We start from the raw sequence: 14,267 nt of genomic DNA, 5'->3' as shown, positions 1-14,267 counted from the left end.
TCAAGCATGCACATCCTCGTAGTGCACAACCGCTACTCCTCGGCACAGCCGAGCGGGGAGAACAAGGTCGTCGACCAGGAGGTGGAGCTGCTGCGCGCGGCCGGCCACCGGGTCGAGGTGTTCGGGCGGCGCAGCGACGACATCGCCGCCCGAACGCTGCCGGGCAAAGTAGCGGTGCCACTGCTCGTGCCGTGGAACCCGGCGGTCCGCAGGGAACTCGCCGCCCGCCTTCGCACCGAGCGGCCGGACGTGGTGCACATCCACAACGTCTTCCCGCTCCTGTCGCCCGCGGTGCTTGCCGCTTGCGCCGACGCGGATGTGCCCGCCGTCGCCACGCTGCACAACTACACCCAGCTCTGCCCGCCCGGCACACTGCAACGGGACGGCCGGCCGTGCACCGAGTGCGTCGGGTCGGTGCCACTGCCCGCCGTCCGGCACGGCTGCTACCGAAACTCCCGTCTTGCGACGGTGCCGCTCGCCGTCAGTCTGTCGGTCAACCGGCGGCGGTGGTGGTCCGGCGTGGAGCGGTTCTTCTGCATCTCCGCGGCGCAGCGCGACGTCCTGGTACGGGCGGGCATGCCACCCGACCGGCTCGCGGTCAAGCACAACTTCGTGCCAGAGCCCGGCACTTGCCGGACGGCCGACGGCGAGCATGTGCTCTTTCTCGGCCGGCTCGCGGAGGCCAAGGGCGTGCGGCTGCTCATGGCCGCATGGGACGAGATCGCGGCGGGCGGCGGTGTGGGCGTGCCGCTCGTGATCGCAGGCACGGGGCCGCTGGAACGAGAGGTGATCGCCTGGGCAGCGGGCCGGGACGACGTGCGCTACGTCGGGCTGTACGACACGGCGGAGTGTCAGAAGGCCATCGCACGGTCGGTCGCCGTGGTGGCTCCCTCGACGTGGCTGGAGGCGTTCGGTCTGGTGGTCGTGGAGGCGATGGCGGCCGGGGTCCCGGCCGTCGCCGCCGGTCACGGCGCCTTCGTCGAACTCGTCGAGGACGAAGTGACCGGGTTGCTGCACCAGCCGGGCGAGGCGGCCTCGCTCTCGTCCTGCCTGCGCCGGATCACGGCCGAGCAGGACCGCAACCGGGAGATGGGCCGGGCGGCCCGGAGCCGTTACGAGCAGGGGTTCAGCCCGGCCGTCGGCCTCGATCGCCTGGTGGAGGGGTACCAAACCGCGATCGCCGGTCGGTCCGGCGGCGGGGAAAGCGCGCCGCCGGTAGGGAACGGAAACGGCTCGCGGCGGGACACCCGCGCGAGCAGGGATGGGGGCACTGGATGACACGATGCCGACTCTGCGGCTCGGCGGCGCTGGAGAGCGTCGTCGACCTGGGGGCGACCCCGCCGTGCGAGAGTTTTCTCGCCGCGGACCAACTGGACAAGGCGGAGCCCGGGTATCCGCTGCACCTGCGGGTGTGCACCGACTGCTGGCTCGCGCAGATCCCTCCGCTGATCACCCCGGAGGACACGTTCACCCAGTACGCGTACTTCTCTTCCTACTCCGCCTCCTGGGTGGAGCATGCGCTCACCTTCGTCGCCGATGCCGTACAGCGGGTGGGTCTCGGCCCCGACGGCTTCGTGGTCGAAGTGGCAAGCAACGACGGGTACTTGCTGAAGCACGTGGTGGACCGGGGGATCCGCTGCCTGGGCATCGAGCCGTCGGTGAACGTCGGCGCGGCGGCGCGCGATGCGGGTGTGCCCACACTCACGGAGTTCCTCAACCCGGACACCGGCTCGGCCGTCCGCGCCGAGCACGGCCCGGCGGACCTGGTCGTGGCCAACAACGTGTACGCACACGTCCCCGACGTGGTCGGGTTCACGCGGGGGCTCCGCGCCCTGGTCGCCGACGACGGCTGGGTCTCCATCGAGGTGCAGCATCTGCTGACCCTGATCGAGGAGAACCAGTACGACACGATCTACCACGAGCACTTCCAGTACTACACGGTCGCGTCCGCGATCCGCGCGCTGGCGAGCGGTGGACTCTCGCTGGTGGACGTGGAGTTGCTGCCCACGCACGGCGGCTCCATCCGGCTGTGGGCCCGGCCTGCCGAGGTGGCGGGAGAGCCGTCCCAGCGGGTGGCCGACGTGCTTGACCGGGAGAAGGCCGCCGGTCTGCAGGAACTGTCCGGGTACACGGAGTTCTCCGCCCGGGTGGCCAAGGTGCGCCGTGACCTCCTGAAGTTCCTCATCGAGGCGGCCGAGCGCGGCGAGGCGGTCGTCGGCTACGGCGCCCCGGGCAAGGGCAACACCCTCCTCAACCACTGCGGCATACGACCCGACCTGCTCCCCTACACCGTCGACCGCAACCCCTACAAGCACGGCCGGTTCACCCCGGGCACCCGTATCCCGATCCTGCCGCCCGAGCAGATAGCCGCCGACAAGCCCGACTACGTCCTCGTCCTGCCGTGGAACCTGCGAGCCGAGCTGGTCGAGCAGTTGTCCTTCGTGCACGACTGGGGCGGCCGCCTGGTCTTTCCCATCCCGGAACTGAGCATTGTCGAGGTCAAGCCGTGAAGGTGGTTCTGTTCTGCGGCGGTTATGGGCTGCGGATGCGCAGCGGAGCGTCCGACGACGTGCCCAAGCCGATGGCGATGGTCGGCCCACGGCCGCTGATCTGGCACGTCATGCGTTACTACGCGTACTTCGGGCACACGGAGTTCATCCTGTGCCTCGGATACGGCGCTCACCACATCAAGGACTTCTTCCTCAACTACGAGGAGACGACGTCCAACGACTTCGTTCTGCGGGGCGGGAAGACCGAGCTGCTGTCCACCGACATCGCCGACTGGACGATCACGTTCGCGCAGACCGGCATCGAGTCACCGATCGGGGAGCGGCTGCGCCGGGTGCGGCACCACCTGGACGGCGACGAGTTGTTCCTCGCCAACTACGCCGACGTGCTCACCGATGCCCCACTGCCGGAGATGATCGACCGGTTCGCCCGGCGCGACGCGGGTGCGTCGATGATGGTGGTGCCGCCGCAGTCGTCGTTCCACTGCGTGGACCTGGGCGAGGACGGCCTGGTGGGGGGCATCACCGCGGTGAGCGAACTGCCGCTGTGGGAGAACGGCGGCTACTTCGTGCTCCGCCAGGAGGTCTTCGACCACATCCCGGAGAACGGGGACCTGGTCGCCGACGGATGTGCCCAACTGGCCAAGCGGGGACGCCTTGTGGCGCACCAGCACCGCGGCTTCTGGAAGCCGACCGACACGGTGAAGGAGCGGGCCGCGCTCGACGACGCGTACGCCCGGGGCGACCGCCCGTGGGCCGTGTGGGAACGGGACGGCGCGAGCGCCGGAGCGACGGCGTGATCCGGCTCGGGGCCGGGCCCCTGAACCGGATCGTCGCGGTAGGAGCACACTGCGACGACATCGCCATCGGCGCCGGCGGCACGCTGCTCACGACGTGCCTCGCACGGCCCGGTATCCGCATCGACGCGCTGGTGCTCTCCGGCGGCGGCAGCGAGCGGGAGCAGGAGGAGCAGGCCGCACTCGCCGCCTTCTGCCCGGGTGCCGAACTGCGGCTGACCGTAGACAAGTTGCCGGACGGCCGACTGCCCGCGCACTGGGACGAGGCCAAGGCCTCGGTCGAGGAGCTGCGCACGGAGACCGAGCCGGATCTGGTCCTTGCACCACGCACCGATGACGCGCACCAGGACCACCGGAGCCTGGCGAAGCTGGTGACCACCGCGTTCCGCGACCACCTCGTGCTCGGCTACGAGATCGTCAAGTGGGACGGCGATCTCGGCCGTCCGGCGGCGTACCAGCCGCTGTCGACGGAGATCGCCGAACGGAAAGTGCGGCTGCTGCAGGAGCACTATCCCTCGCAACGCCACCGGCCCTGGTACGACCGGGAAGCCTTCCTCGGCCTTGCCCGGATCCGCGGCATCGAATGCTCCGCGCGCTATGCCGAGGCGTTCGCCGTCACCAAACTCACGCTCAATCTGGGGGATGAACCGTGCGCGTACTGCTGACCGGACACCAGGGCTACCTGGGCACCGTGATGGCTCCGGTCCTCACGGCCGCCGGGCACGAGGTCGTCGGCCTCGACTCCGGCCTGTTCGCCGACTGCGTCCTTGGCCCGCCGCCCGCGGACCCGCCGGGGCCCCGGGTGGACCTGCGCGATGTCACGGCCGAACACGTGGCCGGGGTGGACGCCGTGATCCACCTGGCCGCGCTCTCCAACGACCCGCTGGGATCGCTGGCGCCCGACCTCACGTACGACATCAATCACCACGCCTCCGTACGCCTTGCCCGGCTGGCGCGCGACGCCGGAGTGCGGCGCCTCCTGTACGCGTCCACCTGCTCCGTCTACGGCGCCGCCGGCGGCGCCGATCTAGTGGCCGAGGACGCCCCGCTGCGCCCGGTGACGCCGTACGCGGTTTCCAAGGTGCGGGTGGAGGACGATCTGCACGCGCTCGCCGACGGCGACTTCAGCCCGGTGTTCATGCGCAATGCCACCGCCTTCGGCTTCTCGCCCCGGCTGCGTGCCGACATCGTGCTGAACAACCTGGTGGGCCACGCGCTGCTGTCCGGCGAAGTCCTGGTGATGTCCGACGGCACGCCCTGGCGTCCGCTGGTGCACGCCGCCGACATCGCGCGGGCCTTCGCGGCCGCGCTGACCGCGCCGCGCGAAGCGGTGCACGACCGGGCGTTCAACATCGGCAGCGAGATCAACAACGTCACGGTCGCCGAGATCGCCGAGCAGGTCGCCGAGGCGGTGTCCGGCTCGAAGGTGGTGATCACCGGCGAGACCGGCGCCGACCCGCGCTCCTACCGGGTGGACTTCTCCCGGTACCGCGCCGCGGTGCCCGGCTTCGACTGCGAGTGGACGGTGAAGCAGGGCGCACTCGAACTCGCCGATGCCTACCGGACGTTCGGGCTGACCCGGGAGGACTTCGAGCGACGCTTCATCCGCCTTGCCGTGCTGCGCGCGGCGTCCGACGCCGGCACCGTCGACGACACCCTGCGGTGGCGCCGATGACCGCGCCCGGCGAACAGCCGATGACCTCGGCCGGCCAGCAGATGCACGCGCTGGTGGAGCGGCTGTACCCGCTCTGCCGGAGCATCACCGGCGACGGGGTGCGCGCCACCCTGGAGATCGTCGGCGAGTACATCCCGCTGCAGGTGCACGAGGTGGCGACCGGGACTCAAGTGCTCGACTGGACCGTGCCGCAGGAGTGGAACATCCGGGACGCGTACATCGCCGACACCGCCGGCAACCGGGTCGTCGACTTCGCCGCGTCCAGCCTGCACGTGCTCGGCTACAGCGTGCCCGTGTCGAAGACCATGCCGCTGTCCGAGCTGCGCGGACACCTGCACACCCTTCCGGACCACCCGAGTTGGGTGCCGTACCGCACCAGCTACTACAAGCCGGAGTGGGGGTTCTGCCTGTCCCAGGAGACCCTGGACGCGCTGCCGGACGGTGAGTACGAGGTACGCATCGACTCCACGCTCGAAGACGGCCACCTCACCTACGCCGAGCATGTGATTCCCGGTCAGGTCCCGGACGAGGTGATCGTCTCCTGCCACGTCTGCCACCCTTCGCTGGCCAACGACAACCTGGCAGGCATCGCGGTGGCGACGTTCCTGGCCCGCGCGCTGGCGGAGCAAACCCCTTACTACACCTACCGGTTCATCTACGCGCCCGGCACCATCGGCGCGATCACCTGGCTGGCCCGCAACGCGGAGCGCATCAATGGGGCATCCCCTGGTCGAGCGGAGCCGAGAGCTGGGGGAAAGGTCAAGCACGGGCTCGTGCTGGCCTGTGCCGGCGACCGGGGCCAACTGACCTACAAGCAGAGCAGGCGCGGCGACGCGGAGATCGACCGGGTGATGCGGCATGTGCTGCTGGCCTCCGAACGCCCGCACCGCGTCACCGAGTTCACTCCGTACGGCTACGACGAGCGGCAGTACTGCTCGCCCGGATTCGATCTCGGCGTGGGCTCGCTCAGCCGGACCCCGTACGCCGGTTATGCCGAGTACCACACCTCGGCCGACAACCCGGACTTCGTCTCCCCGGAGGCGATGGCGGACACCCTCGCCGTCTGCCGCGAGGCGTTCGCCGTCCTCGACCGCAACCGGCGGTACCTCAACCTCAGCCCCTACGGCGAACCACAGCTGGGCCGACGCGGGTTGTACGACTCGCTCGGCGGCCGCAGCGACACGCAGCACGCCCAGATGGCCGTGCTCTGGGTGCTCAGCCTCTCCGACGGCGAGCACAGTCTCCTCGATGTCTCCGAGCGGTCCGGGCTGCCGTTCGACACCGTCGCCGTCGCGGCCGACGCCCTGCGCGGCGCCGGGCTGATCAAGGCATGACGTCGATGACCGCCAAGGGGGAGAAGACGACAGCGGCGGTCCCGGCCCGACACGCCCGGCGGACCGCCAAGCGGGCCATCCTCGGCCGGCTGTCCTGGGGCCTTGCCGACCAGGCGGCCTCCAGCCTGTCCAACTTCGTGGTGGGCATCTACGTCGCCCGCTCGCTGGGACTCACCGCGTTCGGCGTGTTCAGCCTGGCCTGGGTGACCTACGGCGTGGTGCTCAGCGTCTCCCGCGGCCTGGCCACCGACCCTCTCGTGGTGCGCTTCAGCGGCGTGCCGGACTGGTCCTGGCGCAGGGCGGTGGCCCGGTCGTCGGGCACCGCGCTCGGCGTCGGCGGTGCCATCGGGGCGGCGTGTGTGGTGCTCGGCCTCGCTCTCGGCGGGCGGGTGGGGCCCGCGTTCGCCTGCCTCGGCTTCATGCTGCCGGGGCTGCTGTTGCAGGACGCCTGGCGGTACGCGTTCTTCGCCGCCGGCACCGGGCGCAGGGCCTTCGTCAACGACATCGTGTGGGGCATCGCGCTCATCCCGGCCATGGTGGTGGCCGCCCGCGTGGGCAGCGTGGCCGCTTTCGTGCTCGCCTGGGGCGCGTCCGCCGCGGTGGCCGCCGCATACGGCTGCGTCCAGTCCGGCATCCGGCCCCGGATGACCGGAGCGCACGAGTGGCTTCGCGAACACCGCGACCTCGGCTACCGCTACCTGGTCGAGAACGTCGGCGTCAGCGGCGCCGGCCAGCTGCGGGCGTACGGGCTCGGCGCGATCGTCGGGGTCAGCGCGGTGGGCGTGGTGCGGGGCGCCGAGCTCCTGCTCGGCCCGTTCATGGCCGTGCTGATGGGCCTTTCACTGGTCACCGTCGCCGAGGCGGCACGGGTACTGCGCCGGGCCCCGCACCACCTCGGCGTCTTCTGTCTCGTCCTTGGCGGCGTGCAGGCCGTCGCCGCGCTGCTGTGGGGCGCGGCGCTGCTGCTGATGCCGGACCGGCTCGGCGAGTTCGTCCTCGGCGACGTCTGGAGCTCCGCCTCGACGCTCATCGCGCCGGTCACGCTCGGCGTCGCGGGCGCAGGCCTGGGCACCGGCGCGGCGGCCGGGCTCCGCGCGCTCGCAGCGGCCCGGCGCAGCCTGCGCTGCCAGATGTTCGCCTCCGCCTTCTATGTCGGCGGCGGCCTCGGCGGAGCGGCCGTGGCCGGCACGGTGGGCTCGGCCTGGGGCGTCGCCGCTTCGACCGTCTGCGGCTCGGCCGTGTGGTGGCTGCAGTTGCGGTCCGCCCTGCGCGAGCACCACCGCACCCCCATCCGCGAAGCGAGGACACCATGACCGCCCTTCCCCGGTTGAGCATCGGCCTGCCTGTGTACAACGGCGAGGAGTACCTTGCCGAGGCCCTCGACGCCCTCCTCGGCCAGACCTACGAGGACTTCGAGCTGGTCATCTCCGACAACGCCTCGACCGACGGGACTCCGGTCGTCTGCCGGTGGTACGCAGCGCGCGACTCGCGCATCCGGTACCTCCGGCTGCCCCGGAACATCGGCGCCGCGCCGAACCACAATTACGTGTTCACCGAGTGCCGCGGCGAGCTGTTCAAGTGGGCCTCGCACGACGACCTGTACGCCCGGGACCTGCTGCGCCGCTGCGTGGAGGCGCTTGACGAGCGGCCGGACGTGATCCTCGCCCACTCCGGTCAGGCAGTCATCGACGGCGACGGCCAGGTGAAGGTCCCGTACGAGTACAAGATCGCCACCGACTCGCCGAACGCGCCGGAGCGCTTCCGCAGTTTCCTGTTCGAGCCCGGTGGTGACGACTTCTACGGGGTGATGCGAGCCGACATGCTGCGCCGGGTGAAGCCGCACGACAGCTACCACCACGCGGACCGCACGTTCGTCGCCGAGATCGTCCTGCACGGGCCCTTCCACCAAGTGCCGGAGCTGCTGTACTTCCGCCGCGACCATCCCACCCGTGCCGAGCGGGCGAACCCCGGAAAGCGCGCCCGGTGCGTCAACCTCGACCCGCGCCGGGCAGGCCTGCTGCACCCGACGCCCCGGTTGCTCGCCGAGTACGTCTGGGGCTTCGCCTCCGCGATCCGGCGGGCACCGTTGTCCCCGGCCGACCGGCGCGCGTGCCACCGGCACCTGGCCGCATGGATGACCAGCCGGGCCCGGCCCGGCGCCGGCGAGCGGGTCGAGGACCGCGCCCCGGTCGACCCCGCCCGGATCACCGTCTCCGTCGACGCTCTCGTCGCCGGACGTGAGGGGAGGCAGGCATGACGTCCGCGGACGAAGCTCCGGTGCGCGTCGGGGTGTTCGGTCTGCTGGGCTCCGGCAACCTCGGCAACGACGGGTCGCTGGAAGCCGTACTCGGCTACCTCCGCGCCGAGCACCCGGAGGCGGTCGTGGACGCGCTGTGCGGCGGACCCGAGGTCGTCGCGACCCGGTACCGGATCCCCGCGACGCGACTGCACTGGTACCGCGGGGAGTACCGGACCGCGTCGCGTGCGGGCGCGATCGCGGCGAAGGGCCTGGGCAAAGTCGTCGACGCCGTCCGCACCGCCGCCTGGGTGCGCCGGCACAGCGTGGTGATCGTGCCGGGCATGGGCGTCCTGGAGGCCACCCTGCCGCTGCGGCCGTGGGGCTTTCCGTACGCGCTGTTCCTGCTCTGCGCATCCGGCCGACTGTTCGGCACCCGGGTCGCGCTGGTCGGCGTCGGCGCCGCTCCGATCGGCAAGCGGCCGACCAGGTCCCTGGTGCGCTGGTCGGCGCGGCTTGCCACGTACCGGTCCTACCGGGACGACCTGTCCCGCGACGCGATGCGGGAGATGGGCGTGGACACCGCGCGCGACGAGGTCTACCCGGACCTCGCCTTCGCCCTGCCGACGCCGCAGACGGGCACGCCCTCGGAGCCGCCGGGCCGGCCGGGTCCGGTCTGCGTCGGCGTCATGGACTTCCACGGCAGTGACGACGACCGCGAGCGGGCCGAGGAGATCCACCGGCGCTATCTCGACGGGACAACTCGCTTCGTCCGCGCGCTGGTTGAGGGCGGCAGGCCGGTCCGGCTACTCACCGGCGACGAGTGCGATGCGCCGGTGGTCGTCGCGATCCTCGACGCAGTGGACTCGCCGCTGGTCACCGCTGCCGGGGTGGCCTCGCTCGCCGACCTCATGAAGGAGATGGCGGCCGCCGACGCCGTGGTGGCGACTCGCTACCACAACCTCGTCTGCGCGCTGAAGGTCGGCGTGCCGACCCTCGCACTCAGCTATGCGGCGAAGAGCGACGCGCTCATGGCTCAGATGGGCCTTGCCGCGTACTGCCACCCGGCTCGCGAGGTCGACGCCGGCCGGCTGCTGGAGCAGTTCCGGTCGCTGGAGCAGCGATCGGCGGAGCTGCGGCGGATCCTCACCGAGCGGAACCTGGTCGCCGTCCGGCAACTTGAGCGCCAGTTCACCACGTTGACCTCGGCCCTGTTCCCGGCGGCCGACCACGCCCACGCCCTGCAGGAGTCACCATGAAAGCGATCGAAGTCCCGGCGATCGACGGGGCGTTCCTGTTCCAGCCGACGCCGTACGCCGACGAGCGCGGCTTCTTCTGCCGCACGTTCGACGCCGACGTGGTCCGCTCGGTGGGCCTCGACCCGGAAGCCTTCGTCCAGGACAGCCTGTCCCGCTCGGTCCAGGGCGTGCTGCGCGGCCTGCACCTGCGCTCCGGCGCCGGCGAGGCCAAGCTGGTGCGGTGCTCGTACGGGGAGATCTTCGACGTCATCGTGGACCTGCGGCCCGACTCACCGACCTACCGCAGCCAGGCTTTCTTCGAGCTGTCCGGCGAGACGCAGGTGACCCTGTACATCCCGGCGGGCTGCGCACACGGCTTCCAGGCGCTGACCGAAACCGCCGACACCTCGTACCGGATCGACCGCCCGCACGATCCGGCCGAGGACGTGACGATCGCCTTCGACGACCCGGAACTCGCCATTGCCTGGCCGCTGCCGGTCACATCGATGTCCCAGCGGGACCGGAAGGCACCTGGCCTCGCCGAGGCCCTGAAGCACGTCCTGAAGCACAAGGAAGGGTGACGTCGACTTGGACACCGAAGAGCTCCCGCTGCCCCGGTCGCGCCAGGCCAACGAGCGCCTGCACGCCCTGATCCCCGGAGGCGCACACACCTACGCGAAGGGAGACGACCAGTACCCCGAGAACCTGGCCCCGGTCATCAGCCACGGCCGCGGCGCCCACGTGTGGGACATCGACGACAACCACTACATCGAGTACGGCTCCGGCCTGCGGTCGGTCAGCCTCGGCCACGCTCACCCACGCGTCCTCGAGGCAGTGCGGCGGGAGATCGACCGCGGCAGCAACTTCACCCGGCCGTCCATCGTGGAGGTCGAGGCCGCGGAGCGATTTCTGGCCACAGTACCGACCGCCGAGATGGTCAAGTTCGCGAAGAACGGCTCCGACGTCACCACCGCGGCGGTGCGCCTCGCCCGCGCCGTCACCGGGCGCCCGAGGGTGGCCATCTGCGGTGACCATCCGTTCTTCTCGGTCGACGACTGGTTCATCGGTACGACGCCGATGTCCGCCGGCATTCCGTCGGCGACCACCGAGCTCACTGTGGCGTTCCCGTACGGGGACTTGACCGCCACGGAGGAATTGCTGACCCGGTACGAGGACGAGGTCGCCTGCCTGATCCTCGAACCCGCCACCCACACCGAACCGCCGCCCGGCTACCTCCAGGGCCTGCGCGTACTGGCCGACCGGCACGGCTGCGTACTGGTCTTCGACGAGATGATCACCGGCCTGCGCTGGTCCGAGGCGGGCGCCCAGGGCCTGTACGGCGTCGTGCCCGACCTCTCCACGTTCGGCAAGGCGCTGGGCAACGGGTTCGCGGTCTCCGCCCTGGCCGGGCGCCGCGACCTGATGGAGCGCGGCGGGCTGCGGCACCCCGGAGACCGGGTGTTCCTGCTGTCCACGACGCACGGTGCGGAAACGCATTCCCTGGCCGCCGCGATGGCGGTGCAAACCACCTACGTCGAGGAGGACATCACCGCGCAACTGCACACCCTGGGCGAGCGGTTGGCCGCCGGCGTCCGCGAGGCCGCGGCCAGCATGGGCGTCGGCGACCACGTCGTCGTCCGGGGCCGGGCCAGCAACCTGGTCTTCGCCACCCTTGACGAGAACCTGCAACCGTCGCAGCAGTACCGCACCCTGTTCCTCCGCCGACTGCTCGCGGGCGGAGTGCTTGCCCCGTCGTTCGTGGTGAGCAGCGCGCTCAGCGACACCGACATCGACCGCACCGTCGACGTCGCAGCCCAGGCATGTGCGGTGTACCGGAAGGCACTGGAGGCCGCCGACCCCACCCCCTGGCTGGCCGGACGGCCGGTGAAGCCCGCATTCCGTCGCTTGGCGTGACGTAGCGTCAGCGATGCTCCCGCCGAGCGGCGTCGGCCGTCCGATCGCCCAGCCGGTCGGCCGCCCGGTCGACCAGCCACGCCGTCGCCGGTATCACCACCAGCGCGGTGCACCAGCCGCCGAGGACGTCGGTCGGGTAGTGCGCGCCCAGGGCGACCTGCGCCCAGCCCATGGCTGCGCCGGCGACCAGCGCCGAGGCGAACACAAGTAACTTGTCGGCCGTCCTGCCGAGGCCGAGCCGGCCGGTCGCGAGCAGCGCCACCATGAGGGCGAGCGCGGTGAAGAAGGCGGTGTGCCCGCTCGGGTAGGAAAGGTTCCCGCCGTGGATGGTGCGTCCCACCAGGTGCTTGAGCAGCGTCGCCGTCCCCACGGTGATGCCGACGCCGGCGACGACGAGCACCGCTGTGCGAGGACGCCGAAGCAGCAGGCAGCCCGTCACGGTGGCCACGACCAGCGGCGCCGCTCCGGCGGGCTCCCCCCAGAAGTCCATGGCCAGAGCGACGGACCGCCACGGCGGCCGCACACCCTCCACCGCCGACTGGATCCGCAGGTCAATCATGCCGGGCTTGTCGTGGCCGACGTACAGGACCCCGAGCACGACGACCACCAGCGTGGCGAGCACCGCCATCAGCCCGAGCCACGCGCGCAGCGATGGCGGCAGCACCGCGGGCGCCGACGGGCCGGTCATACGCCCACCGCGCCCGGTCGGCCTGCGGTAGCTTGCCGTGATCGGTACATGGTGTTCCGGATCCTGACTTCAGTGGCTTGTGTCCCGGTCCCCGTGGGACCACGAGCCGGTCAACGACCGGCGGACCGACTTGCCGGCGTGCGTCACCCGTTGTCCTCCAACAGCCGTGGTGGTGAGGCCGTCAGGGCCGCCTCCCCGAAGAGCCCTACTGGCGCCGCCGTGTTGGTGACCAGTACAGCCATTTTTCGCGCCGCACGACGCACGTCGCCCTCCCTCTGGAGATGGCCAGACCGGATCATGTGCACGTCCAACGTATGCCGAGACGGCCCCCGCCAACACCCAACTCCCCACAGACTCCAGGCCATTACCAAGCCGGCACCGCAACGCCGACGGCCGAGAGACAAGAAGAGCCGGACAGAATCACAGCACCGAGCGGATTGTTCACCTGCCTGGCTGGAGGCGCCCGCTGTCCGGCGCCAACCCATGGACCAGCAGCGCCCGCGGCCGCGATGCGGGGATACGCGGCCCGTGTTGCACCCTCACACGCTTCGCTCCCGTCGCCAACCGGCGTCACACACACGGGCCCCTACGCCCATACTGCGGCGGCACTGCAGGGCATGTCAGAGCGGGGCCGTGCCGCCCACAGCACCGGCCAGTCTGTCGGAAACGAATGCGGGAGGGACCTGCCTTTCTGGCCAATCCTGCAGCGCCTTCAGTCTGAGTCGCCGTCCCCTGCCTCTCGTCGGCGGTCAGCCGGGCGGTTCCAGCAAGGAGTGGTACCGACTTCTTCCGCCCCGCCCAGACTTGATCCCGCAATGAGCGAAGCGAGACGGCTGACGTCCCGTCTGTTGTGAGGTTGACCGGTCAGCGGGTCGCGTCTGAGGTTGACCGGTCAGCGGGTCGCGCTCCGATGAAGCCCACGGTTTCTGTCATGTCCGCCCGCCCGGTGCGCAGCGGTGGCACGCCTTCCTTCTCGAATCCCACCGAGACACCGCAGAACGGTATGAGACTGTCATCGGCTCCGACTGTCCAGCTGACGGTCTTGCTGGGTGGCAACCCACGCATCGGCCTCAGCGGTGCCGGGCTTGTGGAAGGAATGCTCCGCGGTCCACACGTACTCACTGACGTGGACGAAGTCGAGGAGCGCGTGGATCGTAACGTCCCGGCGGGCGGCTTCGGCGTGGATCAGGTCGAGCTGGTGGCGGGCGCCGTCGCCCAGCACGATCCAGGTGCGCCGGTGGTGCGGGACACGGGCCTCGGCCTGCGCGAAGGCGTCGGCGACGGCGGGCTTGGGAGGGTGGACGAGGGAGGCGGTGCACCACTTCCGTTCGGCTTTCGCGCCCAGCCACGGTGCGCGAGCGGTGCTGCGGCCGCCGGGTGGATGAATCAACATCGTGCGGCCGCCTGGGGGTGGGGATGGCGCGGAGGCATCGCCCAAGTGCCACGTGTGGGAGCAGAACACCACCAGGACCTCCGGCTGGTGCGACGGCCGAGGCCCGGCAAGCTACCGCGTCGGCGGGATGCAGCCCTGCACGGAGTTCAACTACGGCGCCGCCACCAGGCCCTGCGTCACGGGGACCGCGTCGACGATCTCGCGCTGCTCGGACCAGATGGTCTCGCCGAGAAGTACAAACGGACGTCGGTCCCCGCAAGGTTCGGTGTCGGCAAGACATGGAGCTCTTTCAATCTGGCGGTCTGGGCCACGAGTTGGACGGTCCTGCGTAACGACGAGGCTCCTGGTAGACGGTGTCACGACCAAGATCCACTTTGCTGCCAGGAGCCTCGCGTGCTTGTCTGCCCGTCCTCGATCGGCCTGTCCAGCCGCACCCTGCAGTACCTGACCGGACAACTCGCCTTCCGAAGGCGGGAAATCGGTAC

12 protein-coding genes and 2 pseudogenes are annotated in these 14,267 nt (G+C 70.7%); 11 read left to right on the top strand and 3 right to left on the bottom strand.

Annotated elements, in window-relative coordinates; translation table 11 throughout:
- Nucleotides 1–6: 6 nt before the first annotated feature.
- Genes ADK54_RS02635 through ADK54_RS02585 form a run of 11 tightly spaced genes read left to right on the top strand, consistent with a single transcriptional unit; the run spans nt 7 to nt 11,701 of the window.
- The gene (locus tag ADK54_RS02635) at nt 7–1,278 is read left to right on the top strand and encodes a glycosyltransferase (protein ID WP_053723845.1); all 1,272 of its coding nucleotides are present in this window, start codon (nt 7–9) and stop codon (nt 1,276–1,278) included.
- Nucleotides 1,275–2,510, top strand: coding sequence for a class I SAM-dependent methyltransferase (locus tag ADK54_RS02630; protein WP_053723844.1), 1,236 nt, complete (start codon nt 1,275–1,277; stop codon nt 2,508–2,510). Before ADK54_RS02635 ends, ADK54_RS02630 begins: the two co-directional genes overlap by 4 nt.
- Nucleotides 2,507–3,307 carry a glucose-1-phosphate cytidylyltransferase gene (locus tag ADK54_RS02625; protein ID WP_053723843.1) on the top strand — a complete coding sequence of 267 codons (801 nt, stop codon included), beginning with the start codon at nt 2,507–2,509 and terminating at the stop codon, nt 3,305–3,307. The genes ADK54_RS02630 and ADK54_RS02625 overlap by 4 nt, the downstream gene beginning before the upstream one ends.
- Entirely contained in the window at nt 3,304–3,969 is a 666-nt protein-coding gene (locus ADK54_RS02620) for a PIG-L deacetylase family protein (RefSeq protein ID WP_053723842.1), read from the top strand. Before ADK54_RS02625 ends, ADK54_RS02620 begins: the two co-directional genes overlap by 4 nt.
- Entirely contained in the window at nt 3,954–4,979 is a 1,026-nt protein-coding gene (locus ADK54_RS02615) for an NAD-dependent epimerase/dehydratase family protein (protein ID WP_053723841.1), read from the top strand. Before ADK54_RS02620 ends, ADK54_RS02615 begins: the two co-directional genes overlap by 16 nt.
- A gap of 20 nt (nt 4,980–4,999) precedes the next feature.
- Nucleotides 5,000–6,313 carry a DUF4910 domain-containing protein gene (locus ADK54_RS02610; RefSeq protein WP_053723864.1) on the top strand — a complete coding sequence of 438 codons (1,314 nt, stop codon included), beginning with the start codon at nt 5,000–5,002 and terminating at the stop codon, nt 6,311–6,313.
- The gene (locus ADK54_RS02605; protein ID WP_078966080.1) at nt 6,310–7,626 is read left to right on the top strand and encodes a hypothetical protein; all 1,317 of its coding nucleotides are present in this window, start codon (nt 6,310–6,312) and stop codon (nt 7,624–7,626) included. The genes ADK54_RS02610 and ADK54_RS02605 overlap by 4 nt, the downstream gene beginning before the upstream one ends.
- Complete coding sequence (locus ADK54_RS02600) at nt 7,623–8,570, top strand: glycosyltransferase family 2 protein (RefSeq protein WP_053723840.1); 948 nt, start codon at nt 7,623–7,625, stop codon at nt 8,568–8,570. The genes ADK54_RS02605 and ADK54_RS02600 overlap by 4 nt, the downstream gene beginning before the upstream one ends.
- Nucleotides 8,567–9,808, top strand: coding sequence for a polysaccharide pyruvyl transferase family protein (locus ADK54_RS02595; protein ID WP_053723839.1), 1,242 nt, complete (start codon nt 8,567–8,569; stop codon nt 9,806–9,808). Before ADK54_RS02600 ends, ADK54_RS02595 begins: the two co-directional genes overlap by 4 nt.
- On the top strand, nt 9,805–10,368 hold the full coding sequence (gene rfbC / locus ADK54_RS02590) for a dTDP-4-dehydrorhamnose 3,5-epimerase (protein WP_053723838.1): 564 nt from the start codon (nt 9,805–9,807) through the stop codon (nt 10,366–10,368). Before ADK54_RS02595 ends, rfbC begins: the two co-directional genes overlap by 4 nt.
- 7 nt (nt 10,369–10,375) lie before the next feature.
- Nucleotides 10,376–11,701 (top strand): glutamate-1-semialdehyde 2,1-aminomutase, encoded by a 1,326-nt coding sequence (locus ADK54_RS02585; protein ID WP_053723837.1) that lies wholly within the window; start codon nt 10,376–10,378, stop codon nt 11,699–11,701.
- Nucleotides 11,702–11,708: 7 nt separating this feature from the next.
- On the opposite strand, the gene ADK54_RS02580 is transcribed toward ADK54_RS02585, so the two are convergent.
- From ADK54_RS02580 to ADK54_RS02575, 3 genes and pseudogenes are all read right to left on the bottom strand, one after another.
- Nucleotides 11,709–12,389 (bottom strand): phosphatase PAP2 family protein, encoded by a 681-nt coding sequence (locus tag ADK54_RS02580; protein WP_053723836.1) that lies wholly within the window; start codon nt 12,387–12,389, stop codon nt 11,709–11,711.
- Between the two features lie 864 nt (nt 12,390–13,253).
- Nucleotides 13,254–13,433 (bottom strand): annotated as a pseudogene (locus tag ADK54_RS47150) (hypothetical protein); the annotation flags it as partial.
- A gap of 7 nt (nt 13,434–13,440) precedes the next feature.
- Nucleotides 13,441–13,888, bottom strand: a pseudogene (locus tag ADK54_RS02575) (ISKra4 family transposase); the annotation flags it as partial.
- Nucleotides 13,889–14,267 lie beyond the last annotated feature (379 nt).

Origin of the sequence: Streptomyces sp. WM6378 (genome assembly GCF_001279695.1) — a bacterium.
Taxonomy (GTDB): Bacteria; Actinomycetota; Actinomycetes; order Streptomycetales; family Streptomycetaceae; genus Streptomyces.
The sequence above is the reverse complement of the archived record's forward strand: the minus strand, read 5'-3'. Positions and strand labels throughout refer to the sequence as shown.

What these genes read in the sequence shown, in the direction of transcription:
- ADK54_RS02635 (WP_053723845.1), top strand. Translation starts at nt 7, where the DNA reads ATGCACATCCTCGTAGTGCACAACCGCTACTCCTCGGCACAGCCGAGC.
- ADK54_RS02630 (WP_053723844.1), top strand. Translation starts at nt 1,275, where the DNA reads ATGACACGATGCCGACTCTGCGGCTCGGCGGCGCTGGAGAGCGTCGTC.
- ADK54_RS02610 (WP_053723864.1), top strand. Translation starts at nt 5,000, where the DNA reads ATGACCTCGGCCGGCCAGCAGATGCACGCGCTGGTGGAGCGGCTGTAC.
- ADK54_RS02605 (WP_078966080.1), top strand. Translation starts at nt 6,310, where the DNA reads ATGACGTCGATGACCGCCAAGGGGGAGAAGACGACAGCGGCGGTCCCG.
- ADK54_RS02600 (WP_053723840.1), top strand. Translation starts at nt 7,623, where the DNA reads ATGACCGCCCTTCCCCGGTTGAGCATCGGCCTGCCTGTGTACAACGGC.
- ADK54_RS02595 (WP_053723839.1), top strand. Translation starts at nt 8,567, where the DNA reads ATGACGTCCGCGGACGAAGCTCCGGTGCGCGTCGGGGTGTTCGGTCTG.
- rfbC (WP_053723838.1), top strand. Translation starts at nt 9,805, where the DNA reads ATGAAAGCGATCGAAGTCCCGGCGATCGACGGGGCGTTCCTGTTCCAG.
- ADK54_RS02580 (WP_053723836.1), bottom strand. Translation starts at nt 12,389, where the DNA reads ATGACCGGCCCGTCGGCGCCCGCGGTGCTGCCGCCATCGCTGCGCGCG.